Annotated in this window: 15 protein-coding genes; 7 read left to right on the forward strand and 8 right to left on the reverse strand. The window is 58.0% G+C overall.

Annotated features, from left to right (window positions below):
* Positions 1–8 precede the first annotated feature (8 nt).
* Genes GOB90_RS05170 through GOB90_RS05180 form a run of 3 tightly spaced genes read left to right on the forward strand, consistent with a single transcriptional unit; the run spans position 9 to position 8122 of the window.
* The gene (locus GOB90_RS05170; protein ID WP_146890501.1) at positions 9–3194 is read left to right on the forward strand and encodes an efflux RND transporter permease subunit; all 3186 of its coding nucleotides are present in this window, start codon (positions 9–11) and stop codon (positions 3192–3194) included.
* 39 nt (positions 3195–3233) lie between these two features.
* Positions 3234–6557, forward strand: a complete 3324-nt coding sequence (locus tag GOB90_RS05175) for an efflux RND transporter permease subunit (RefSeq protein WP_146890504.1) — start codon at positions 3234–3236, stop codon at positions 6555–6557.
* Between the two features lie 5 nt (positions 6558–6562).
* Positions 6563–8122 (forward strand): efflux transporter outer membrane subunit, encoded by a 1560-nt coding sequence (locus GOB90_RS05180; RefSeq protein WP_173571934.1) that lies wholly within the window; start codon positions 6563–6565, stop codon positions 8120–8122.
* 64 nt (positions 8123–8186) lie between these two features.
* Here the strand turns inward: GOB90_RS05180 and GOB90_RS05185 are convergent, their stop codons facing one another.
* The 8 genes from GOB90_RS05185 to xdhA form a co-directional block, all read right to left on the reverse strand.
* Positions 8187–8375, reverse strand: coding sequence for a hypothetical protein (locus tag GOB90_RS05185; protein WP_146890507.1), 189 nt, complete (start codon positions 8373–8375; stop codon positions 8187–8189).
* Positions 8376–8420: 45 nt separating this feature from the next.
* On the reverse strand, positions 8421–9839 hold the full coding sequence (locus tag GOB90_RS05190; protein ID WP_242011820.1) for a carbohydrate porin: 1419 nt from the start codon (positions 9837–9839) through the stop codon (positions 8421–8423).
* A gap of 223 nt (positions 9840–10062) precedes the next feature.
* Positions 10063–11406: a GntT/GntP/DsdX family permease gene (locus tag GOB90_RS05195; protein ID WP_146890510.1), complete on the reverse strand. Its 1344-nt coding sequence runs from the start codon at positions 11404–11406 to the stop codon at positions 10063–10065.
* Positions 11407–11670: 264 nt separating this feature from the next.
* Complete coding sequence (locus GOB90_RS05200) at positions 11671–12441, reverse strand: SDR family oxidoreductase (RefSeq protein WP_146890513.1); 771 nt, start codon at positions 12439–12441, stop codon at positions 11671–11673.
* Positions 12442–12608: 167 nt separating this feature from the next.
* Positions 12609–13541 (reverse strand): LysR family transcriptional regulator, encoded by a 933-nt coding sequence (locus tag GOB90_RS05205; RefSeq protein WP_146890516.1) that lies wholly within the window; start codon positions 13539–13541, stop codon positions 12609–12611.
* The gene (xdhC, locus tag GOB90_RS05210; protein ID WP_146890519.1) at positions 13538–14359 is read right to left on the reverse strand and encodes a xanthine dehydrogenase accessory protein XdhC; all 822 of its coding nucleotides are present in this window, start codon (positions 14357–14359) and stop codon (positions 13538–13540) included. The genes GOB90_RS05205 and xdhC overlap by 4 nt, the downstream gene beginning before the upstream one ends.
* Positions 14360–14369: 10 nt before the next feature.
* The gene (gene xdhB / locus GOB90_RS05215) at positions 14370–16835 is read right to left on the reverse strand and encodes a xanthine dehydrogenase molybdopterin binding subunit (RefSeq protein WP_242011808.1); all 2466 of its coding nucleotides are present in this window, start codon (positions 16833–16835) and stop codon (positions 14370–14372) included.
* On the reverse strand, positions 16828–18324 hold the full coding sequence (xdhA, locus tag GOB90_RS05220; RefSeq protein WP_146890523.1) for a xanthine dehydrogenase small subunit: 1497 nt from the start codon (positions 18322–18324) through the stop codon (positions 16828–16830). The genes xdhB and xdhA overlap by 8 nt, the downstream gene beginning before the upstream one ends.
* Before the next feature lie 222 nt (positions 18325–18546).
* Between xdhA and GOB90_RS05225 the strand changes: the two genes are divergently transcribed.
* From GOB90_RS05225 to GOB90_RS05240, 4 genes are all read left to right on the forward strand, one after another.
* Positions 18547–18999: a cupin domain-containing protein gene (locus GOB90_RS05225; RefSeq protein WP_146890526.1), complete on the forward strand. Its 453-nt coding sequence runs from the start codon at positions 18547–18549 to the stop codon at positions 18997–18999.
* A gap of 673 nt (positions 19000–19672) precedes the next feature.
* Positions 19673–20806, forward strand: coding sequence for an LPS export ABC transporter permease LptF (gene lptF / locus GOB90_RS05230; RefSeq protein WP_261765992.1), 1134 nt, complete (start codon positions 19673–19675; stop codon positions 20804–20806).
* 11 nt (positions 20807–20817) lie between these two features.
* Positions 20818–21930: an LPS export ABC transporter permease LptG gene (gene lptG / locus GOB90_RS05235; RefSeq protein ID WP_146890529.1), complete on the forward strand. Its 1113-nt coding sequence runs from the start codon at positions 20818–20820 to the stop codon at positions 21928–21930.
* Positions 21931–21942: 12 nt separating this feature from the next.
* Positions 21943–24336: an LPS-assembly protein LptD gene (locus GOB90_RS05240; protein WP_146890532.1), complete on the forward strand. Its 2394-nt coding sequence runs from the start codon at positions 21943–21945 to the stop codon at positions 24334–24336.
* Positions 24337–24441 lie beyond the last annotated feature (105 nt).

Below are 24441 nucleotides of genomic sequence, written 5' to 3' on the forward strand. Positions count from 1 at the left end.
GCCTGCCAGTGAATCCGTCACGCATCTTTATCGAGCGCCCGGTTGCCACCACGCTTCTGATGTTTGCCATTCTGATGGCTGGCCTGCTCGGCTATCACTTTCTGCCTGTTTCGGCTTTGCCGCAGGTGGAATATCCGACCATCACGGTAGAGACGTTCTATCCGGGGGCCGGGCCGGATGTGATGGCGACCTCGGTAACGGCGCCGCTGGAGACGCAGTTCGGGCAGATGCCGGGACTGGACCAGATGACCTCGCGCTCTTCGGGTGGCGCGTCCGTCGTTACGCTGCGCTTCGGGCTGACGATGTCCATGGATGTCGCCGAGCAGGAGGTGCAGGCGGCCATCAACCAGGCCAATTCCCTGCTGCCGACGGATCTTCCGGCACCGCCTGTTTATGCGAAGGTCAATCCGGCTGACACGCCTGTTCTGACGCTGGGCATCACCTCGAAGACGATCCCGTTGCCGGAGGTCGAGGACTACGTTGACACCAGGCTGGAGCAGAAGATCAGCCAGATTTCCGGCGTGGGTCTGGTCACGCTGTCCGGCGGCAACCGGAAGGCGATCCGGGTTCGGGTGAACATTCCGAAGCTGACATCGTTTGGCGTTGATCTCGACACGCTCCGCACGACGATCGGCAATGTCAACGTCAACTCCCCGACCGGGACCTTCGATGGTGCCCAGCGGGCTTCGACGCTGCGGGTGGACGGGCAGATTACCAGCACCGATCAGATGATGAATCAGGTGATTGCCTATCAGAACAGCGGGCCGATCCGTATTCGCGATGTTGCGACCGTGGTGATCGGGGCTGAGAACAATCAGCTTGCGGCATGGTCGAACACGACGCCAGGCCTCATTCTGAATGTTCAGCGCCAGCCGGGCGCCAATGTCATTTCGGTCGTGGACAACATCAAGGCCGCGCTGCCGCGCCTGAAATCGTCTCTGCCACCGGGGATTGATATTGTTCCTCTGACGGACCGGACGACGACCATTCGCGCCTCGGTCTCGGATGTCGAGTTTGAGCTGTTTCTGGCGCTTATTCTCGTTGTTGCCGTCATTTTTGTGTTTCTGCGCAATGTTCCCGCGACGATTATTCCGAGCCTTTCGGTGCCGCTTTCGATTATCGGCACTTTTGCGGTCATGGATCTGTTTGGGTTCTCGCTGGACAATCTGTCGCTGATGTCGCTGACGATCGCGACCGGTTTTGTGGTCGATGATGCCATCGTCATGATTGAGAATATTTCCCGTTATATCGAGATGGGCGACGACAGGATGACAGCCGCGACGAAAGGCGCGGGCGAGATCGGATTTACTATTATTTCGCTGACGATTTCGCTGATTGCCGTGTTGATTCCGCTACTGTTCATGGGAGATGTGGTCGGTCTTCTGTTCCATGAGTTTGCGCTGACGCTGGCGATTACAATCGTGCTGTCGGCAGTTGTTTCCCTGACCCTCGTGCCGATGATGTGTGCGCGGCTGCTTTCGGAGCGTCCTCATACCCAGGCTGACGCTCACACGGCTTTCCAGCGCTGGTCGGCCCGGATGGAAGAGGCCACTGAGCGTCTGATCGCGTTTTATGATCGTGGTCTGGATATTGTTCTGGCGCATCAGCGGCTTACGCTGCTTGTTTTCGGAGGCACGCTCCTGCTGACCGGTTTTCTTGCCTGGGAGATCCCCAAGGGGTTTTTCCCGGTTCAGGATACGGGCGTCATTCAGGGTATTTCTGTCGCGGCGCAGTCGACTTCGTTTGACTCCATGAAAAAGCATCAGCAGGAGCTGGCGCAGACTATCCTGAAAGACAAGGACGTGGTTTCGCTGTCGTCATTCGTCGGCGTTGACGGCCAGAACTCGACGCTGAATCAGGGCCGCTTTCTGATCAATCTCCGGAGTCATGACGACCGCAGTTCGTCCGCCCAGGAAGTTGCCGCCCGAATTTCGAACGAGACGGCCGGGATTGCCGGTATCCGTGTTTATCTGCAGCCAGTTCAGGATCTGTCGCTCGATACGACGGTTGCCGCCACGCAGTATCAGTTTCTGCTGGAAAATCCTGATTACAACGAGTTTGAAAGCTGGGTGCCGAAACTGGTTGAGGCGTTGCAGAAGGAGCCGGCGCTTTCTGATGTGACGTCCGACCTTCAGTCTGCGGGGCTTGTTGCGCGGGTGACTCTCGATCGCGCGACCGGCGCCCGGTATTCGATTACGCCGCAGACGATTGACAACGTGCTTTATGATTCGTTTGGCCAGCGCCAGATTTCCACGATCTACACGCAGTCCAATCAGTATCGTGTTATTCTGGAGGCTGATCCCAAGTTCCAGACAAAACTGAGCTCTCTTGATGAGATCTATCTTCCGGGCGTGTCCGGAAACTCTGGCGAGAGTTCGACGGGGCCGACCCGCGCCCCAACATCCGGGCTTGTGCCGCTGGCGGCTGTGACGACGGTCACCCGTGAGACGGCTCCGCTGCTGATCACGCATTTCGGGCAGTTCCCCGCCACGACGATTTCGTTCAACGTTTCTCCCGGCTATTCACTTGGCCAGGCGACGGATGCCATTGAGCGCGTTGAAAAATCCACGGGATTGCCTGCATCTTTCCAGACATCGTTCCAGGGAACGGCCGCGGCCTTCCAGGGGTCACTCGGGAACGAACTGTTCCTTGTCGCGGCGGCACTGATCGCGGTTTATATCGTGCTTGGCATTCTCTACGAGAGTTTCGTTCATCCGATCACCATTCTCTCCACCCTGCCCTCCGCCGGTATCGGCGCACTGCTGACTCTTCGTCTTTCGGGAGCCGGACTGGATGTGATGGGTATTATCGGTCTGGTTCTTCTGATCGGTATCGTGAAGAAGAACGCGATCATGATGATCGATTTTGCCCTGGAAGCAGAGCGGGTGCATGGCCTGTCATCGCTGCAATCGATCAGGCAGGCGGCCACGCTGCGTTTCCGTCCGATCCTGATGACCACGCTGGCGGCGATGCTTGGCGCGCTGCCTATGGTGATTTCGCATGGGACGGGCTCGGAGCTGCGGCGTCCGCTTGGTCTTGCCATTATCGGTGGTCTGGCGCTGTCGCAGTTTCTGACACTTTTCACGACACCGGTGATCTATCTGGCGCTTGATACACTCGCCCGGAAATGGCGCGGGCGGGTGACATCGGGTGTTACCGGCACGGGTCCGGTGTCGGATCATGGCCGGAGCTGATGTCACAATGCTGACCTCGTTCCGGACAGTCCTGCTGTCATGAATCCATGTCGCATCTTTATTGAGCGGCCCGTCGCGACCACATTGCTGACGGTCGCCCTGCTGATTGCGGGGATCATCGGCTATGTGAAGCTTCCGGTTGCCGATCTGCCGAATGTCGATTTTCCGGTCATTCAGGTTCAGGCGCAGCAGGCGGGTGGCTCGCCGGAGGAAATTGCCAGTTCGGTTGCCGCGCCGCTCGAAAAGCATCTTGGTCAGATTGCGGATCTGACGGAGATGACGTCGCAGTCCACCCAGAATCAGGTCCGGATCACACTGCAGTTCTCATTGTCGCGCGACATTAACGGCGCGGCGCGGGATGTTGAGGCCGCGCTGCAGGCGTCTCATGCCGATCTGCCATCATCGCTGCGCCAGAATCCCAGTTACTTCAAGGCAAATCCGAACGGCGCGCCGATTATCATTCTCGCGCTGACCTCCCCCACCCGCACGCCGGCCGCGCTTTACGATCTGGCGAGCAATGTGCTGCAGCAGCATCTTTCGCAGATCCGCGGTGTCGGGATGGTCGATATTGCGGGCAGTGCGCTGCCTGCCGTGCGTGTTGAAATGAACCCGCTCAAGCTGTTCCGGTATGGCATCGGGTTTGAGGATGTGCGCGCCGCGCTGTCTTCGGCGAACGCGCATGGGCCCAAGGGGATTATTGATCAGGACGGAATGCGTTTTACGCTGGACACGAACGATCAGGCCCGGTCCGCGCAGGCTTATCGGGATCTGATAATCGCGTACCGGAGCACCAGGCCTGTTCGTCTGTCGGATATCGCGGAAGTACATGACGGCGTTGAAGACATTCGGAATGCGGGCTTCTTCAATCGTCAGCGGGCGGTGATTGCGGTGGTGTTTCCGCAGGCCGGGGCGAACGTCATTCACACGATCGACCAGATCAAGGCGGAAATGCCGGTTCTCCAGACGGCATTACCGGCGGACGTGGCGCTTCATACGGCGCTGGATCGTTCTCTTACGATCCGGGCTTCGCTGGAGGACACGCAGTCGACGCTTATTATCGGTGTCATTCTTGTTGTGCTGGTGACGCTGGTGTTCCTGCGATCCATTCGTATGACGATCATTCCGGCGATTGTGGTTCCGACCTCCATCATTGCGACATTCGGCGTGATGGAGCTGCTGAATTTTTCGCTCGACAACATGTCACTGATGGCACTGACGGTTTCGACGGGTTTCGTTGTCGACGATGCGATTGTCGTACTGGAGAATATTGCCCGATACATTGAAGAAGGGCTTCCGCCACGCGAGGCGGCGCTAAGGGGTGCGCAGGAAGTTGCGTTTACGGTTCTTTCGATTTCCATTTCCCTGATCGCGGTTTTTCTGCCGATCCTGCTGCTTGGTGGCCTGGCGGGACGGCTGTTCCACGAGCTTGCCATGACGGTGTCGATCACGATCATGATTTCGATGCTGCTGTCTCTTTCACTGACGCCGATGCTGGCTTCGCGTATTCTGAAGCCTGCTTCCGCTCACGCTGAGTCTGCTGTTTCGAAGGGCTCCTGGTTTCAGCGGCTGGCGGGCTCGGCTGGCCGGATTTCCGGGCGCCTGGTCGATGGCATGGCTCAGGGATATGAAGCCAGTCTGGATGTTGCTTTACGGCATAACCGTCTTGTCCTGCTGACTTTGCCGCTGACTCTCATTGTGATGGGCGTGCTGTTTGTTGCCATGCCAAAAGGATTTTTCCCGACCGAAGATACCGGAATGCTGATGGGGCATCTTCAGGGCGATCAGTCGAGTTCATTTACGGCGATGAAGCAGAAGGCTGATGCCGTGCAGGTTGCGGTCATGAAGGAAAAGGAAGTCGAAAGCATTGCGGGGTCCGTGGGTGGCGGACGCGGATCGTCCAATCAGGCGAACCTGTTTCTTCAGCTGAAAGATAAAAGCCAGCGCGGGCCGGCTGAAAATCTGATGGTCCGGATTACGAATCGCCTGAGCAATCTTGTCGGGGCAAAATTTTATCTTATGCAGCCAGGCGCGGTCCGGGCGGGCGCGCGTCAGGGAAATGCCGGTTACCAGTATACTCTTGAGGGCGATACGGCATCTGAACTTTACAGCTGGGCGCCGAAGCTGGTTGCGGCCCTGAGCAGGCACCCGGAAATTCTTGATGTGTCGTCTGATGTGCAGCAGGGCGGATCTGCCATCGTGGCAGCGATTGATCGCGACACTTCGTCACGCGTGCAGATTACGCCGCAGCTGATTTCCAATACGGTTTACGATGCTTTCGGTCAGCGGGCTGCGTCCATCATTTATAACACGCTGAATCAGTATCGTGTCGTGATGGAAGCGGCGCCGGAGTTTAGCGCGACCCCGGACACGATCAATCAGGTCTGGGTCAGTTCATCGGGCGGAAGTGCGGGCGGCGGGACGGTTTCCAATACGATCCGGGTGACCACATCAGACGCGGATGCGGGTAGCACCGCCAGCGAGACGGCAAGTGTCAGCAGTGAGAATTTCCGCAACCAGATTCAAAACCAGCTTGCGGGCGGCTCTTCCACGTCGACTGGTTCGGCCGTGTCGACGGGCAGTGAGACGATGATTCCGATTACTTTCATTACGGACATCTATCCGTCCCGGACGCCGCTTGCAGTCAATCATCAGGGGCAGTCGGTTGCTGCGACCATTTCGTTCAATATGGCTCGTGGCGCTGCGCTGAGCCGTGTGGTTGAGATCATCCAGAACGAAACGGTGAAACTTCATATGCCGTCCACGGTTCATGGCAGTTTTGCGGGAAATGCGGCCCAGTTTCAGCAGTCCGTCAATGATGAGCCGCTTCTGATTCTGGCGGCTCTGGTCGCCGTGTATGTCGTGCTTGGCATTTTGTACGAGAGTTATGTTCATCCGCTGACTATTCTTTCGACACTGCCATCCGCCGGAGTGGGCGCGCTGCTGGCGCTGGAACTTTTTGGCGAGGATTTCTCGCTGATCGCGATGATCGGGGTCATCCTGCTGATCGGCATTGTGAAGAAGAATGCCATCATGCTGGTTGATTTTGCGATCCATGCCGAGCGGGAGACGAACTGTTCTCCTTTGGAGGCCATTCGCACGGCATGTCTGCTTCGTTTCCGGCCGATCATCATGACATCGCTCGCAGCCGCGCTCGGCGCGGCGCCGCTGGTGTTCGGCAACGGTTACGGGGCGGAGATGAGGCGCCCTCTTGGTATTGCGATTGTGGGTGGGCTGCTGGTCAGTCAGGCTCTCACGCTTTACACGACGCCGGTGGTGTATCTGACACTTGACCGCCTGGCGCTGCGTATCCGACGCCGTTCATGGAAAATACATCCTCACCATACCAACCCCCGGGAAGCCTGACGCGGATGAAGACGACGATGCCATGCTGCCACTCACTCCGCGCTATTTTCATGCTTGCGCCGCTGGCGCTGTCGGGCTGCATGGTCGGGCCTGATTACAAGCGTCCGGCTGCAATCATTTCGCCTGCATTCAAGGAATTGCGGCCAGCGCCAGGCTGGAGTTATGCCACGCCGTCTCTGGCTGCGGCTCCGAAGGGGAAGTGGTGGGAGGTTTATAACGATCCGCTGCTGAACAGTCTTGAAGAACGCGTTTCCATCAACAATCAGAATGTCAAACAGTACGAGGCGCTTTATCGCGAGGCCCGGGCGGCGATCAATTCTATCCGGGCGCAGCTCTATCCGACGCTGAGCGGATCTCTGAGTTTCAACCGGAACAGCACGGGCCGAGGGTCGCGTAATGCGTCGTCCGGTGTTCTGGTCAATTACGGGACCGGCTCTTCGGAAACGACATATACGGCATCCAACACGACCGAGACGACGTATGGGATGGGTCCGAGTGCGAGCTGGGATCTGGATTTGTGGGGCTCAATCCGTCGCCAGATTCAGGCGCAGGTCACGGAAGCACAGGCGACGGCGGCTGACCTTGCGAATGCAACCCTGTCCTATCAGGTTCAGCTTGCGACGGCTTATTTCAATCTTCGGTATCAGGACAGTCTGAAAGATCTTCTTCATCGCAATGTTCAGTTTTATGAGCGTTCGCTTCAGATTACGAACAATCAGTATCAGGCGGGCGTTGCTGACCCGACCGCTGTGCTTCAGGCCCGCACGCAGCTGGAACAGACACGCGCTGAGGAAGTGCAGGCTGGAATTGCGCGCGCGCAGTATGAGCACGCTATTGCTGTCCTGGCCGGTGAGGCGCCAGCCGATCTGAATATTGCTCCCGCCATGTTGCCAAGAGCGATCCCGGCCATACCGGTATCTGTGCCGGCGACGCTTCTTCAGCGTCGACCGGATGTCGCTGCGGCTGAGCGGCGCATGGAGGAATATAATGCCCGGATCGGAGCGGCGATCGCGGCGTTTTATCCTGATGTGCAGCTGACGGCTTCCTATTCGTATAGTGGCGATCCTGTTGGCGCGCTTGTTCAGGTGGCGAACCGGATCTGGTCGCTTGGCGCTGCAGCGACTGAAACCATCTTCGAGGGTGGCTCCCGGACGGCGGCGGTGCATGAAGCGAATGCAAATTATAACGCTTATACGGCCACTTATCGGCAGACTGTTCTGACGGCGTTGCAGAGTACTGAAGATCAGCTATCCAATCTGCGTATTCTGGCTGATCAGGCCAAGCAGCAGCAGATTGCTCTGAATGCTGCAAATCAGGCTGTGACTGTCTCGATGAATCAGTATCTTGCCGGCACGGAGATTTATACGACCGTCATCACAGCCGAAGTGACCGCGCTGTCTAATGCGGAGACCGCGCTGGCCATTCAGCAGAGCCGGATTATAGATTCTGTTACTCTTATCGGCGCACTTGGCGGAGGATGGGACCCGACCAGCCTGCCAAGCAAAGACTCGATGCAGACGGATAATCCGTTTCTTCCTTCATTTATCCAGAAGGATAAGAATTAAGGGGAAAGACATCAAAGGGTTAGCCTGTGGGTTTTGCACAGGCTTTAAAAAGAGTACCCATGCGTCAGAGACCGGAAGCGAAACGGCCTCTCATCTTTTGCTTTGCCAGCCGGTCCGCCCTGGCCACCAGCCTCACGGCATCCCGAACTTCGCGCCAGCCCGATCCGTAACGTCTCACATGGGCGATATATATGCGGCGGGTCTTCGTATCGGCGGCCAGTTCCCTGACCGCGTCCCATTCCACCAGCTTCATCCTGTCCTTCTTTTCTTATGATACATGCTGAATAAATCAGCATTTTTACATGATCTGGATATGGCTTTTGAAGCCGAGCAGGGCAGCGTTACGCAGATTGTTCTGAGCGTTGGGATGAATATAATATTCAAAGAGCGGCGTGAAGATGATGCCCGGCATAATATGGATGGCGTAATTCGCTTCCATAACCATGGCACCCCGCTGAACACCTGTTGCATGGTTAGGCATGGTGCCTCCTCTGGCCATCAGATATTGTTCTGTCAGGGACACGCCTTTTGCGATTTTTGTATAGGTAAAGGCAAAACCCATCGTATCGAAGGGGCGTGAGCGGAGGAAGCCACGATTAAGCAGGGCACCGTAAGCGACGTATTCTCGCAGAGAGGTATGCGGATCGTTGTAGGTGATACCCCACAGGGCAGTCAGACCTGAATCCTTGTCACGATAGTGCAGCAGCCGCTGATCGAACATGGCCCAGGTTGCCCATGACGCACTGTGGGTTTTCTGTTTGGCTTTGGTCAGCGCGTAGGGGCGACCGTCTATATCCAGAAAATTGTCGCTCTGTGGCGTACTGAAGAGCTGAGCGCCGAGCTTATAATGTCCGGGAAGTGTGCGATGTCCGAAAATCGGCTCCCAGGCTGTTTCTATGGGGGCTGCGTAACCGATGATATTGGCGCCGTTGAACTTGAAGCCTGTTCTGTGCTGGTAAACCTGGTAAATACCATCTTCGATCGGATAAAGTCCTGTCTGAATATAGACTGACTGAGCGGGACGGCCACGCACGCGGAAACCCCAGGTGGATGCGGGGTAACCGGCATCGAAATTGGTGTCGGTGATTCCTTTTGGACGGCCGCACATGCTTGCGTTCTGGAAGTTGCAGAATAAGGGGCTGGCCGCGAAATCGGAAATTTCGGCCATACGGCCGGCGGCTATCGCGAGGCGTCCGCCGTAAAGCGTTTCCTCGCCATACATATACACCAGATGGACAACGACATTTCCGCCGCCTCCGTAGGTTTCCGATGCGTGATTGAGCCAGTCACCAAACATGCGATTGGCCGTTGTTCCGTAACGACCCACCGTGATCATATGGGTTGCGAAGCCCTGCCATCCCGCGAGCTTTTCCCAGTCGATATCGAGCTGCACCGCGTACTGGCCGGCATTGCTCGCGCCCTGCTTATAATTTACGAAACCGGGGTTGCTCCCGCGTGTCGGGGGTGTAATTGCACCTGCAAATTCGTTGGTATTGTCGATAAGAAGATTGATTCCTCTTGCGCGCAGCCATGCCGACAGCGGGTTTTTAATGACGACTTCCGGGTGCGAAAACGCGGGCACCGAGGTCTGGGTCGTGGCGTTTGGCGGCAATGGTGTAGCGACGAGCTGGCTCGGGGCCGAACCGATATCGCGGTCCATGACCTGCGCCTGAGCAGGCGAGACATTCCCTGCCAGTAACAGGTATGAGGCGGCCATCGCGGCGACAGGGATGCCTGAACGCCGGTAAGGCATATGACCCATAACGGCAACGGGGGAGCCGGTCACAGGGAACGAGCGGGCGAATGATGATGCAGGCTGCATCTTCAGTGACTTTCTGACAGTCGTTTATGGGTGAACAGAGGCCGGAATCCGGAGTATTCTGCATTACAAACGTGTATGCAGATATCCGGTTCTTGATTCTGTCCGGAGTATTTCAGGCTTAATGCACAAAAACTGAAGCAATCAGGCAGAACACAAGGCCGAAGACCGAGATCAGTGTTTCGAGAACGGACCAGGTTTTCAGTGTCTGCGGAACGGTCAGGCCGAGATATTCTTTAATCTGCCAGAATCCAGCGTCATTCATCGGACCCAGGGCGACAGAGCCGGCGCCGGTCACCAGGACCATGAGTTCCGGTGAGACGCCGGTTGAATGCGCGAGGATCGGGCCGACAATTCCGGAAGCGGTTGCCATGGAAACAGTCGCCGAACCGCAGGCGACGCGCACGATGACGGCGAGAAGCCAGGCGAGGATAAGCAATGGCATATGGGCACCGAGTGCGGCGTCCGTGATAGCTTTTGACACGCCGCTATCGACAAGAACTCGGCCAAAGCCGCCGCCGGCACCGATCAGCAGCATGATCAGAGCGGTCGGTCCAAGGCACTCGTTGGTGAAGCGAAGGATGGTCTCTTTGGAAAACCCGCGAGCGGTTCCGAGGACATAGAATGACATGATTGTCGCGAAAACCAGCGCAATATCGGTGTTGCCGATAAAATGCAGCACTGTGTTCAATGACGTATGCGGCGTGCTCAGCACATCTGCCGCAGAGCCTGCGAGCATCAGGATAACCGGGGACAGAATGGTGAAGACTGTCACGGAAAACCCGGGAAGATTGGCGAGCGGTTCGTGATTGACGAACTGTTCCGCGAGAGGATTGACTTCGGTGAGAGGGACGCGTGCGGCGGCAAATCGTCCGAAAAGCGGCCCTGCGATAATGGCGATCGGTGTTCCGATGACGATTCCGTACAGGATCGTGTGACCGACATTGGCGTGATAGGCGCTTACGGCCAGCAGCGCCGCGGGATGTGGCGGGATCAGGGCGTGCGTGACGGAGAGAGCGGCGCCCATCGGGAGAGCGACCCGCAGGAGGGGCATTTTCGTGCGCTCTGCCAGGACGAAGACCAGCGGAATCAGGAGCACGAATCCGACTTCGAAAAAGACAGGCAGACCGACGAGGAGACCGATGACCATCATCGCCCAGTCGACACGATCCCGACCGGCAAAGTTTGAGATTGTTATGGCGATGCGGTCAGCGCCACCGGACTCAGCCAGCATTTTTCCGAGCATTGTACCGAGAGCGATGACGGTGCCGACATGACCGAGAACGTGTCCGGCGCCGGCTTCGAAAGAGCCAACGACCTTATCGGCGGGCATTCCGGCGATGAGAGCCATGACAATCGATGTGACGAAAAGAACGATGAACGGATTCAGGCGGAGGCGCGCGATCAGAACGATGACTGCTCCGATGGCGGCTGCCGCAAGAGAGATGGCAAAAACAGAGCTCATCCCGAGAAGTCTCCCCTTTCTGATGAATTGCTCAACGTTCTGAAACGAAGCGAACAACATTCACTGAAGTAAACGTGAAGGACATATTCTGGCGGAATTTCCGGAAGATCAGGTTTTCTGCCAGAAACGCATTATTCAGACTGCTGACCGTGCCCACAGTTTGTGACGGCGCCATCTGCGCGCGCCTGTACCGATGATTTTACCGGGTGATCTGTGCTGGTGCGGAAAGCAGGCGGTCTTTCTGAAGGCCTCTTTGCGGAACGGTCAGAGAGAGGCAGTAATCCCGCCATCAACCATCAGGACATGGCCGTTTACGAAACTCGATGCGTCTGAAGACAGAAACACAGCCGCGCCGATCAGTTCCTCTGTCTGCCCCCAGCGGGCGGCGGGAGTGCGTTTGCAGAGCCACTCGGTAAAAGCCTTGTCTTCGACAAGAGCTTTATTCATTTCTGTCGCAAAGTAGCCCGGAGCGAGACCGTTGATCTGCAATCCGTGCCGTGCCCAGTCTGTTGCCATGCCTTTAGTCAGGTTTTTCACCGCACCCTTTGTCGCGGTGTAGGGCGCTATGCCGGGGCGGGCGAGTTCGCTCTGGACTGAACAGATGTTAACGATTTTTCCGCGCCCGCGCGGGATCATATGGCGCGCGACGGCCTGCCCGACAAAGAAAACTGCGTTCAGATTTGTTGAGATCAGAGCGTCCCAGTCGGCACGCTTAAACTGATCCAGGGGTGCGCGGCGCTGAATCCCGGCGTTGTTGATAAGGATGTCGATCGGGCCGACATCGCGTTCGATGGCCTCGACGCCCTCAATTACGGCATTCTGATCCGTGACATCGAATGGCGCTGTTACGGCTTTCAGCCCGTCTTTTTCCAGTGCGACGCGGGCGTCCTCAAGGCGGCCGGGATCGCGTCCGTTGAGCACGATTTCCGCGCCGTATTCAGCGAGACCTCTGGCCAGCGTCAGACCGATGCCGCGCGAAGCGCCGGTGACGAGCGCGCGTTTACCTGCAAGTGAAAAGAGACTGTTTTCGGGCATTTGCGCCTCATTACTTTTATTTGCAGGCAGTTTGCATCACCTGTCTCTTTTGTCCATGCTTTAACGTATCTCCCCACGAGGATTTCAGTTTTTACTGTTGGAGTGCGTTTTTTTTGCCAAAGCCGGATCAGTGGTGTGAATAAGGAGCCCCGGCACGGGCAGCAGGCTTAACCGGCGCCGCCGTCTGTTTCGCCAAGTGCGATCCGGACCTCTTCGATGAGTGCTTCGAGAGCGGGTGGCAGCCAGCGCGCTTCCCGCACATAGACGCCAAGGTCGGTGGTCGCGCCTGAGTCACGGAGCGGAATATGGACCAGGCCGGTATTCCCGGGCTCCAGCGCCAGCCAGGACTGGAAAGAAATACCGGCGCCACGGACGACCATGCGATTTGTCAGTTCGATGGAGCCCGTTTCCATGATGATCTGCAACTGGTCGCGATACGGGCGCAGGAACGGCTCCATGACCCAGCGCAGGGACAGGGTGGAAGATGGCAGGATCAGCGGATATTTCAGGCATTCCGCGACAGTGACGGATGTTTTCCGCGACAGGGGGTGGCCTTCGGGGACGATGGCGCCGACCGGAAAGGTAGCGACCGTGATCTGCCGGAGGTCGGTCATCGGTTCCATCGAGAATGCGATTCCGACATCGGTCTGACCGCTGCTCAGGGCTCTGGCGATCATTCCGGGCGATCCGGCTTCGGCGTGAATAACGATGCCGGAATGGCGCGTCATCATCCGTTGCAGGATACGCGGGAGCAGGCCGCCCATGATACCGGCGACGGCCATGATGCCGAGGTGTCCTTCGTGACCGCCCTGGAGTGCCGCGATGCGTTCGTCGGTCCGGCGGGCGTCCTGAACGACGGTGACGATATGTCGTGCGATGATGTCGCCGGCGGCTGTGAGGACCATGCCTCCGGGGAGGCGGTCGAAAAGCGGGGCACCGATTTCCGCTTCCATCTGGCCGAGCTGCCTTGTCAGCGCGGATGGGGTGACGTTGAGACGCCGTGCGGCCTCGCGGATGGAGCCGTACTGACGCACGGCGTCGAAATAAAGGATGGCGCGGTCGTGCAGGCGCAGGACCTTGCCGGGGCGCCATTCCGTCATGGGCTGTTTCTCTTTCCGTGCAGGAACCGTTCGACGATTTCAGCTGTCACGAGAGCGGCGATGACAGCGGGACGTTTGTCACGGATGCCACGGTCACCGATCGGGCAGACGAGAGAGTTGATGCGGTCTTCCGGGATATTCATTTCTCTGAGCCCGTGTTCCAGCCGGCGACGTTTCGTCAGGGAGCCGATCATACCGACATAGGTCAGGTCGCCACGCTCGAGCAGTTCTGCCACGATTACGCCGTCCAGGGCATGGTTATGGGTCAGGACAAGGGCGCCGGCGCCCGGCGGCGCATCTCTGACGACGCGCTCCCATGTGGTGTCCGCAATGACTTCGACACCGGCGGGAACGGTTCCGAATTCTTCAGGCCGGGAGTCGACCCAGATCAGGCGAAGCGGGAGAAGTGCGAGAGCGGCGGCGAGAGCGCGGCCGACATGCCCGGCGCCGAAGAGGAGCAGAACCGGCAGACAGGCTATTCCGGTCGTAATGTGGGCGGCGAGGGTTTCGAGGCCCTCTGCATCAAGGCACTCGATTCCGACGGTCACGCTGCCGCCGCAGCACTGTCCGCTTTCCGGTCCGAGTTGCACGGTCAGTTCGCTGGTGCCGCCGCCGGAGGTAAGCATGGAGCGGGCTTTGAAGATGGCCCGCCATTCGAGTTCGCCACCGCCGATCGTGCCTGATGTATTACTGGCGCTGACGAGCATGAAGGCGCCGGCTTCGCGCGGTGTGGAACCGAGGGCCTTCAATACGGTCAGATGCGCGACAGGTGCGTTCTGCCGTTGCCAGTGGCGGATGGCCTCTATGGGATCATCCATCTGATTGTTCTCAGGCAGTCCCAGGTGCCGCGTGAGCCTCCGCTGTTTTCCGGAGGCGGTCGGCGCAGCGCAGGATGGTTTCGGGTGTTGCGGGGGCATCGAGACGCGGGCAGGTCCGGTAATGGTTCAGGCTGGCGAGGGCATCCGAAATGGCGTGGAGCACGGAGAGGCCATGCACGAAAGGCGGTTCTCCGACAGCTTTGGAGCGAAAGATGCTGTCTTCGCGGTTGGGAGCGTTTTCCAGCAGGCGGACGTTAAAGATGCGGGGACGATCAGAGCAGCCGGGGATTTTGTAAGTGCTTGGTGCGTGAGTTCTGAGGCGTCCGGCGGCATCCCAGACCAGTTCTTCCGTGGTAAGCCAGCCCGCGCCCTGCACGAAGGCGCCTTCGACCTGGCCAATGTCGATGGCCGGGTTCAGGGATTGTCCGGCATCGTGGAGGATATCGACGCGTTCGATCTGCATTTCGCCTGTCAGGGTATCGACGGCGACTTCTGAACAGGCGGCGCCATAGGCGAAATAGAGGAAGGGGCGCCCGCGTCCTGTATCGGGATTCCAGTGGATTTTCGGGGTTTTGTAGAAGCCGTTTGAAGAGAGGGAGATTCGCGCGAAATAGGCGGCTTTGATGAGGTCCGGGAACGGGATCAGCGTGTCGCCTGCTTTGACGCCATCGGGTGTGAAGGCGATTTCCTTTTCGGTTACGGACCAGTGTTCCGCGGCAAACATTATGAGCCGGTCTTTTATTTTTGTAACGGCATCGAGCACGGCCATACCGTTGAGGTCGGCGCCGGATGAGGCTGCCGTTGCGGAGGTGTTCGGAACTTTGCCGGTGTTGGTGGCGGTGATGCGGACACGATCGGCTTCCAGCGCGAATTCGCGCATGACGATCTGGACCATTTTGGTATGGAGCCCCTGCCCCATTTCGCAACCGCCGTGATTCACCTGCACGGAGCCGTCCGTATAGATGTGTACGAGGGCGCCGGCCTGATTGTAGTGGGTTGCGGTGAAGGCGATGCCGAATTTGACCGGGGTCAGCGCGATGCCGCGTCTGATGAAACGGCTTTTTGCGTTGAAGGCTCTGATATCTTCACGCCGCTTTCTGTAATCGCAGTCTTCGGCGAGGGTTTTCATGAGATCCGCCGCGATGCTGTCCTCGACGTTCATATGATAGGGTGTGAGATCCCGGGTGGTCCCGCTTTCGTAGGCATTGCGGAGGCGGACGTCGAGCGGATCGAGGCCGGTGGCGTAAGCGATTTCCTCGATGAGACGTTCGGCGCCGACGATGCCCTGCGGGCCACCGAAGCCGCGATAGGCGGTATTGGACTGGGTGTTGGTTTTCAGCGGCTCTGAGCGCAGGCGGACATCGGGATAGTAATAAGCATTGTCTGCGTGAAACAGGGCGCGGTCCGTGACGGGTCCGGAGAGATCCGCTGACCAGCCGCACCGTGCGGCGAGCACCATATCGACGGCGTGGATACGGCCTTCATCGTCGAAGCCGACATCGTAATCGATGACGAAATCATGCCGTTTGCCGGTTATGGTCATGTCGTCGTCACGGTCGAGGCGCAGTTTGGCGGCGCGCCCCGTGATCGAGGCGGCCAGAGCCGTGAGGCAGGCGGGGCCGTTGGCCTGAGTTTCCTTGCCGCCGAAGCCGCCGCCCATGCGGCGCACTTCAACTGTGACGAGCGCGCCGGGGCAATCGAGAACGTGGGTGACCATCAGCTGGGTTTCGGTCGGGTGCTGGGTGGAGGACCAGACGCGCATTTCGCCATCTTCCCCGGGCATGGCCATGGCGGCCTGACCTTCGAGGTAGAAATGTTCCTGTCCGCCTACGCTGAGGCTGCCGGAGACGCGACGGGGGGCTTTCGGAAGAGCGGCCGGAGCATCGCCCCGGCTCAGGGTCAGGGAACGCCAGACGAGTTCGCCGCCTGCGGCACGGGCCTGGGCGACGTCGAGCACGGCGGGGAGGTCTTCGTATATGATCTTTGCCAGGCGGACGGCGGCGCGGGCCTGAGCGCGGGTTTCGGCCACGACGGCGAAGATCATCTGGCCGTAATATGAGACGGTATCTGTGGCCAGGAGGGGTTCGTCATGCTTGCCGACGGGGCTGACATCGTTATGGCCCGGGATGTCATCCGCTGTCAGGACGAGGACGATGCCGGGGGCCGCGCGGACGGCTTCAAGGTCCATCGAGAGGATACGGGCACTGGCTTTTGTGCTGAGCCCGGGGGCCAGATGCAGAAGTCCTTTTGGTTCGGGCAGGTCGTCGATATAGGCGGCGGTACCGGAAACATGGAGGACGCCGCTTTCGTGACGAAGAGGCTGTGAGGCGCCACCCTTTACCAGTTTCAGCGGAGCATTTTGCGGAGCCGGGCGGGCATTCAGAGCGCTGGTCTCAGCTTCCGTGCCGTCGATCACTTCCGTGGAAAGGCCAGCCATGCCGGCGCCCAGGTCGAAAGGGCTGTCGGGGTCAGACATGGAGTGTCTCCTCACAGGATGTGCGAACGGAGAGGCGGACGGGTTCCGGTCCGGCGGTTTCGGCATGGAAACGTGTCAGAAGATTTCTGGCAACTTCCAGACGGTACCAGGCGGAGGCACGCAGATCCGAGAGGGGCGTGAAATCCTGACTGATGGCGTCACGGGCGGCGGCTAGCGCGGCTTCGTCCCAGGGACGTCCTGTGAGGGCGGCTTCGGCGGCGGCGGCACGTTTCGGGATTGCGGCCATGCCTCCGAAAGCGAGACGTGCTGTCCGGATGCAGCCATCGCGGAGGGTCAGGGAGAAGCCCGCCATCACGGCGGAGATGTCCTGATCGAAGCGTTTGGAGATTTTATAGCCTCTGAACAGCGTTCCTTCTTTGGGGGCCGGAACAAAGACAGCTTCGATAAATTCATCCGGTGCACGATCCTGCACGCCGTACTCTATGAAAAACTTTTCAAGGGAGATACGGCGTTTCTGATCGCCCTTACGGAGGAGCAGTTCGGCATTAGCCGCGATCAGCAGCGGCGGTCCGTCTCCTATCGGGGAGCCGTTTGCGATATTTCCGCACAGGGTCGCCGAATTTCTGACCGGGCAGGCAGCGACACGTCTGAAGGTATCCCGCATTTCCGGCTGGATGGCACAAAGCGGGGCTTCGGCCTCGCTCCAGGTAATGGCAGCGCCGATTGTAACGCCTTCTGCTGTTGTTTCAATGTGTCTCAATTCGGGGATACGACCGATGAACACGATATGAGTGAGCGTGCGGCCAAGTTTTGTGACCCACAGGCCGACATCGGTGGCGCCGGCGACGATGCGGGCGGCGGGATCTGCGTGCAGCGTAGCGGCGAGTTCGTCGGTGCTGGCCGGAATAGTCAGACGACCGGCATCGGTGGAGATGGAGACCCCTGCCCCGCTCTCCATTTCAGCCAGACGGCGGATGATCTTTGCTGTTTCTGCATCGAACCTGTCCGGGCCTGCGTTTAACGCCTGACGCATGGCGCGGATGATCGGGGCATAGCCGGTGCAGCGGCAGAGGTTGCCGGCGAGCGCGTCGTCGATATCGGTATCGGTGACGGGACCGTTTTTTGTTTCGGCACGCTTTCGGAAGGCGACCATCGACATGACGAAACCGGGCGTACAGAACCCGCATTGCGAGCCATGTTGCTCGACCATGGCGGTCTGGACCGGGTGCAGGGCGCCGGACGGAGCGCGGAGATCCTCCACGGTATAAACCTGAGCGCCGTCGAGCATCGGCAGGAACTGAATGCAGGCGTTGACGGCGCTCCAGGCCAGGTCTTCAGTGCCGGTCGCGGAGGTGTTCCGCCGGACTGTGATGATGGTGCAGGCGCCACAATCGCCTTCGTTGCAGCCTTCTTTTGTGCCGGTGCGACCACGTTTTTCACGCAGCCAGTCGAGCGCGGTCATCGCGGGCGGCACGTCGTCCAGGACAATATATTCGTCGCCGAGCCAGAATCTGATTGTGTCGCGCATTGTCCCCCCGCAAACCGGTCACACCATGTTCCGCGTGACGATCTTTCTCCCCCCGGAACGGATCATCGTGTCGCTGGTGAAGAACCGATCTTATAGCGCGCACCCGGTGAGAGCAAAGATGTAGTTGGCCGGCGTCTCTGAGCGCTCTCCGGCTAATGGTTTTTGAGAGTTTGCATCTTGTGTGCCAGGCTCCGGATGAGCGATCTGTAAGGGAGAAAGAGCATGAAATATTCTGCGACTGTCCTGGTTGCCTGCGGATTTCTGACTGTCACGGGGGCTGCCCGGTATGCAGGCGCCCAGACTGTTCAGTCCGCGCATCGGGAAATCCTGCTTCAGTCCACGGCTTCCTGGAACGGTAAGGCCTACACGCACTATGCGGCCGGTCAGCCGCAACTGACCACGATCAGGATTACACTGGCGCCGCATACGGCCCTTCCCTGGCACACTCATCCGATGCCGAACGCGGGTTATGTCCTTAAGGGCCAGCTTACGATTCATGACAAAGCCAGTGGTGACTCGCACACGTTTCATCAGGGTGAGGCTTTCTCCGAATCAGTCGATGACGAGCATCGCGGGGAAAGTGGTGACGCGAAAACGGTTGTCCTGCTGACCTATGCGGGCACGCCGGGGATGCCGACCTCTGTGCCGGCTAAGGGCGAGAAGCCGGAATATTAAAGGGCCGCCTGCGTTATCGGGACGGATGATCGGGAACTGACCTCTTCATTTTATGCTTTCACGTGACGTCTGTGTAAGCGTTCAGGGGCCGGATGACGTCAGTTAAAACTCTTTCGAAATGTCAGCCATCGCTGGCGCGAGGTTTCTGAACGTGGCTCTGAATAATGAAAAAAGAGGCGGGCGCCGTCTGAGACACGACGGAGCAGAGCCTCCGTGCCGGCATCGAAAACCGGAAAATTTTTATATCGGGAAGAGTCGCTTCCGCATCTGGCCTTCCGGCTGCCTCAATCAGCCAGTCTGATGCGGGTTCGTCACATTACGTTCCGTCTGATTGCGGTAGCGAGGAGGATGCTGCTCCCTGAGTGTCCGGAAAGGCACCGGAATAACATTCGCCCCGGCTTGCCGGTCATATAAAAACCGGGGCACACGATTTGATGCCGTCTATTACAATTTAAACGCTGCGGATCATTGTGGTGGTTTGCCGATCACGACAGAGGGAGTAGACAGTGACCATGTTCAGGCCCGTTCCGTCGCGACATATTCCGGCTCTCCCGCCCTGCCCGCCCGACGCCTGCGCCAGTGCGCATGGGATCAGGCGAAGGTGTGTTCCAAATCAGGTGGTTGCACGTGGAAAGCTGCTTCAGCGGGTGGTCTCCATGGGGTCGTCTGTTCTGTGCTGAAGCTGAATACGCTTGATCGATATGTGATGCATCAGCTCTTCATGGCGCTGCTTGCAACGACCGGTGGTCTCGCTGCGCTGATCTGGCTCACGCAGTCTCTCAGATTTGTCTCGCTCGTCGTTGATCGGGGGTTGTCACTTCGGGTCTTTATTGAGCTGACCAGCCTGATGATTCCGTCGTTTGTGGCGGTTGTGCTTCCGATTACGACATTCGTCGTGACGCTTTTTGTCTATCATCGTCTCGCGGGTGATCGGGAACTGACGGTCATGCGGGCTGCCGGACTTTCGCCTTTTGCGCTGGCGCGCCCCGGACTGATCTGCGCGACGACCGCTATGATTCTCACGTTTCTGCTCAATTTGTGGATCGTGCCGGTATCTTACCGGGATTTCAGGGAGTTCGAATTTCAGATCCGCAACAAGATGGCGGCTTTTCTCCTTCAGGAGGGGGTCTTTACCAAGTTATCGGATGCGATGACTGTGTATGTCCGGGAGCGGGATCATACGGGGATGCTGCGCGGGATCATGGTTGAGGACGACCGGATTCCGAACAGTCGTGCCACGATTTTTGCGGAACGCGGCACGATGCTGATCGTCAACGATCAGCCACGTGTGGTAATGTATGACGGCTCCAGACAGGAGATCGATCATAAAACCGGTCGTCTTACCCTGCTCCTGTTCGACCGGAACACACTGGATCTGACCTCATCCAAGCAAGATCAGACGCGACCTCGCGATGCGGCGGAGATGTCTCTGAGCGAATTGCTTCATCCGGATTCGAAAGAGGTCAGCGAGCGTGACACTGGCAAGCTTGCTGTTGAAGGCTGGCGCAGGATCACCTCACCTTTCACGGCTTTTTCCTTTGCCATGATCGGGATGGTTGCCATTTTACGGGGGGCATTTTCACGTCACGGGAACATCAGTCGCCCGCTTTTTGCCATTCTCGCCGTGATCGGACTTCTGGCGCTCAATCTTCTGCTGCAAAACCTCGCCAGCCGGAATATGACTCTCATCCCGCTGATCCTGATCGAAGCGGTGGCACCAGGAATTGTATGCGGCGCTGTCCTGTTCTGGTCTGAATTCCAGGTTTCTCGCCAGGCGGCGAGGCCGTCCACCCGTCCGAACGTCTGAGGTCTGTCGCGGTGGTCGTTTCTGTCACACTCTCGCTCTATATCGCGCGCCAGTTTATTTTGTCGGTGCTGGCGATGACGGCGTCTCTGACCGGGATCGTCTGTCTGTTTGACTTTATTGACCTGCTTCGCCGTGTGGCGACGAAACCGGATGTGCCCACAAGTCTGGTGACGAAAATCGCCGGGCTGCATATTCCGTATTTCTTCATGGAAATTATGCCATTTGGCGTGCTGCTTGGTGGCATTATCTGTTTCTGGCGTCTTACGCGGTCTTCGGAACTGGTTGTGGCCCGGGCGGCGGGTATTTCCGCCTGGCAGTTTCTTGCTGCACCGCTTGCCTGCGCACTGTCTCTTGGCGCTCTGACAACGGCTGTGATTTCTCCGCTTTCGTCTGTCATGTACGGGCGGGCGGAAGCACTGGACGAACAGTATCTGCGTACCGGTGGAGGGCCGCTGACGATGTCAGGCGCGTCTCTCTGGCTGCGTCAGCTTGATTCGGGTCTGGATGCCAGAGGCGTTGCGATCCTGCACTCGCGGGATACGCACCTGAAAGATGGTATGCTTCAGATCCGGGATGTCAGCGTGTTTCGTATTGACCGGCGCGATCATCTCATCCTCCGTATTGAGGCTCCGTTCGGGCAACTGGAACAGGGACACTGGCGGCTTGAACAGGCACGCACCCTTCGGCCGGATGAGATGGCGGGACCTCCGGAGACTGTCATGCTTCCAACTGATCTGACGCTCAATCGTGTGCAGGAGAGCTTCGCCTCCCCCGATACGCTTTCGGTCTGGACGCTGCCTGGTTTTATCCGGCTCCTGGAGCGTTCGGGCTTTTCCTCGATTCGCCACCGGCTTCATTTCGAGGCGCTTCTGGCGCTTCCGATCCTTGCCGGAACGATGGCGCTGGTCGCCGCGGGGTTCTCTATGCGTCCAACACGCCGCGGGGGCGTTGCAAAGATGATCGGATCTGGTGTCGCGGCAGGATTTCTCTTGTTCACAGTCTCGAAAGTTGCTGAACAATTTGGTAACTCCGGAGCGCTGCCGCCATTGCTAGCAGCATGGGCGCCAACCGGGGCGGGACTTTGCCTTGCGGTCTCATTGCTATTGCACCTGGAGGACGGCTGATTGCTCTTTCCGATGACCGGTTCCATACGCTTTCCGCCACGCAGGGTGAGACGCGCGATTGCGGTGTGCCTGAAAGGCGTCAGAGGGCTGACCGGTGCTCCTGGCAGTCTGGCGCGACGAGGCGGGGCGGGAGTCTTCTGGGCCGGTCTTGGAACAACTTCGGCTCTGCTCATTGCTTCTTCTGAAACGGCGCATGCCCAGTTCCGGCCTACGCCTCTGCATCTGAATATGGGTTCCACCGGGTCACGGAACGCGCCTGTCACCTTTCAGTCTGACAAAGTCAGTTATGACGATAAGGCCGGCGTCGTTACCTGGACCGGGAATGTTCAGGTCTGGCAGGGCGACCGCATCATGCGGGCTGACAAGATGACATATGACCGGAACACGGGCATTGTTGCAGCGACGGGCAGCGTCGCTTCCAGTCAGCCCGACGGATCAGTGTTATTTTCGCATTATGCCGAACTGACCGGGAACATGCGGGATGGCGTGATGACGCACGTCAATGCCCTGCTGATGGACAATGCCAAACTGGCGGCGAACGGGATGCGGCGCACCGGTGGCAAGGTTAATGATCTGACCCGCGCTGTTTATACAGCCTGCGAAATCTGCGCGAAGCATCCGACGCGGGCACCGTTCTGGCAGTTCCGAGCCTATAACGCGACGCAGGATCTGCAACATCAGCAGATCGAGTTTCGGGACGTTTACTGGGATATCCTTGGCATCCCGGCTTTTTATCTGCCCTATTTCTCAATCACCGATCCCTCAGCCAAGCGCCATAGTGGTTTCCTTATTCCCGGCATTACGCCACATGACCGCTATCTGGGGACCTACGTTACGATCCCGTATTACTGGGTCATTGATGATCAGTCGGACGTTACGGTGCAGGGTCTCTTTTCCTCGAAAACGGGCCCTCAGCTCAGCGCGCAGTATCGAAATCGCTTTAATTTCGGCACGCTCAATATTCTGGGCGGCGTCGCTTACGATGACTATCGCCATGCCGGCTACACGAACGACTTTGGTGATTCTGTCGGAGCTCAGAATGACCGCGGCATTCAGGGATATATTTTCGCGCGGGGACAGGCATCGATCACCAAAACCTGGCGTGGTGGCTTCAATATACAGATTGCAAGTTCTGCCAACTATATGCGCGACTACCGTGTTCAGGGCTATGGTTCTGATACGCTGAACTCCAATGCCTATCTTGAGGGCTTTGGCACCGGATCCTACAGCCGGGTGGATGGCCAGTTTTATCAGGGCCTCAACCAGGGTGTTATCCGCAACAGCGATCTGCCGTTCGTTATGCCACATTACGAGTACAGTTTTCTGTCTCAGCCCGATATTCTCGGGGGGCGCCTGGGTCTCAATACCAATGATTTTTATGTCTATCGTTCGGATGGGGCGCGAGATCAGCGCGGCGAACTTCAGGCAAACTGGGACCGGCCGTTTCGAACAAGCTGGGGACAGAAATACCTGATCACCATGCGGCTTGATTCGATGGTTTACCGTGCAACCCATCTTAATCAGCAGCCGAATTATTACAATTACGCGAAAACGGCGGTCGAAGGACAGGTTGTTCCGACTGTGGCCGTAAAGATGAACTGGCCGTTCCTGCGTCAGTTCATGAAAGGACATGGAACGCAGATTCTTGAACCGATTGCGCAGGCCATCTACGCGCCAAACACAGGCAACGGTTCGTCACAAAATATGCCGAATGAAGACAGCCTGAATTACGAATTCACCGATTCGACACTATTTGCTCTCAACCGTTATCAGGGAACGGACAGAATCGACGGCGGCCTTCGTGCTAATGTTGGCATGCATGGCAACTGGACGTGGAACGGGCACGTCGTCGACGTTCTCGTCGGTGAGAGCTTTCAGGAACATATAGAGCGTGACCGCCTGCCCTATTCGGGTCTGAATCATCATATGTCGGATGTTGTGGCCCGGGCACGCGTGGAACCAACGCAGTATTTCGGCTTTACCGCGCGGACGCGGGTCAATCCACTGAACGGGGATATCGATTTTGGCGATGCTCTGTTTAATCTTAGCGGGCCACATTTCGGTGTTAACGGCGGTTATGTCTATGAACCCGTAACACCTTATTATTATTACGTTAATGACTATCGTAATTCGGCCCCGCCGGCGGTTTATTATCAGCGGACGAATGAAATCAGTGGTGGTCTTTCCACTTCCTGGGCGAACTGGCATGCTTCAGCGTTTGCCCGGCGCTCGCTTTCCAGGAAGGAGTTTGTTTCCGTGGGTGCGAATGCCGGCATTCAGAATGACTGCTTCGGACTGGATGTGATGTATCTGAAACAGTACACGACAATTGGTGGTCAGCAGCGTAATTCGACTGTTCTGTTCACTCTTACGCTGAAAAGTATCGGCGCGTTTGGGCTGAAATAAGATCAGGACATTTGGGACGTCTGAGGGCGTCTGAGTGCCCGGTTCGCTAATGCGCTTCAAAAGTGCGCGGCTCTCCGCTAAAAGGCGTCAACCCAACCGAAACGG

Origin of the sequence: Acetobacter oeni, from assembly GCF_011516825.1 — a bacterium.
Taxonomy (GTDB): Bacteria; Pseudomonadota; Alphaproteobacteria; order Acetobacterales; family Acetobacteraceae; genus Acetobacter; species Acetobacter oeni.

What these genes read in the sequence shown, in the direction of transcription:
- GOB90_RS05200 (WP_146890513.1), bottom strand. Translation starts at nt 12,441, where the DNA reads ATGCCCGAAAACAGTCTCTTTTCACTTGCAGGTAAACGCGCGCTCGTC.
- GOB90_RS05180 (WP_173571934.1), top strand. Translation starts at nt 6,563, where the DNA reads ATGAAGACGACGATGCCATGCTGCCACTCACTCCGCGCTATTTTCATG.
- xdhA (WP_146890523.1), bottom strand. Translation starts at nt 18,324, where the DNA reads ATGCGCGACACAATCAGATTCTGGCTCGGCGACGAATATATTGTCCTG.
- GOB90_RS05195 (WP_146890510.1), bottom strand. Translation starts at nt 11,406, where the DNA reads ATGAGCTCTGTTTTTGCCATCTCTCTTGCGGCAGCCGCCATCGGAGCA.
- GOB90_RS05190 (WP_242011820.1), bottom strand. Translation starts at nt 9,839, where the DNA reads ATGGCCGCCTCATACCTGTTACTGGCAGGGAATGTCTCGCCTGCTCAG.
- xdhB (WP_242011808.1), bottom strand. Translation starts at nt 16,835, where the DNA reads ATGTCTGACCCCGACAGCCCTTTCGACCTGGGCGCCGGCATGGCTGGC.
- GOB90_RS05175 (WP_146890504.1), top strand. Translation starts at nt 3,234, where the DNA reads ATGAATCCATGTCGCATCTTTATTGAGCGGCCCGTCGCGACCACATTG.
- GOB90_RS05225 (WP_146890526.1), top strand. Translation starts at nt 18,547, where the DNA reads ATGAAATATTCTGCGACTGTCCTGGTTGCCTGCGGATTTCTGACTGTC.
- xdhC (WP_146890519.1), bottom strand. Translation starts at nt 14,359, where the DNA reads ATGGATGATCCCATAGAGGCCATCCGCCACTGGCAACGGCAGAACGCA.
- GOB90_RS05205 (WP_146890516.1), bottom strand. Translation starts at nt 13,541, where the DNA reads ATGACGGAATGGCGCCCCGGCAAGGTCCTGCGCCTGCACGACCGCGCC.
- GOB90_RS05240 (WP_146890532.1), top strand. Translation starts at nt 21,943, where the DNA reads ATGACCGGTTCCATACGCTTTCCGCCACGCAGGGTGAGACGCGCGATT.
- GOB90_RS05185 (WP_146890507.1), bottom strand. Translation starts at nt 8,375, where the DNA reads ATGAAGCTGGTGGAATGGGACGCGGTCAGGGAACTGGCCGCCGATACG.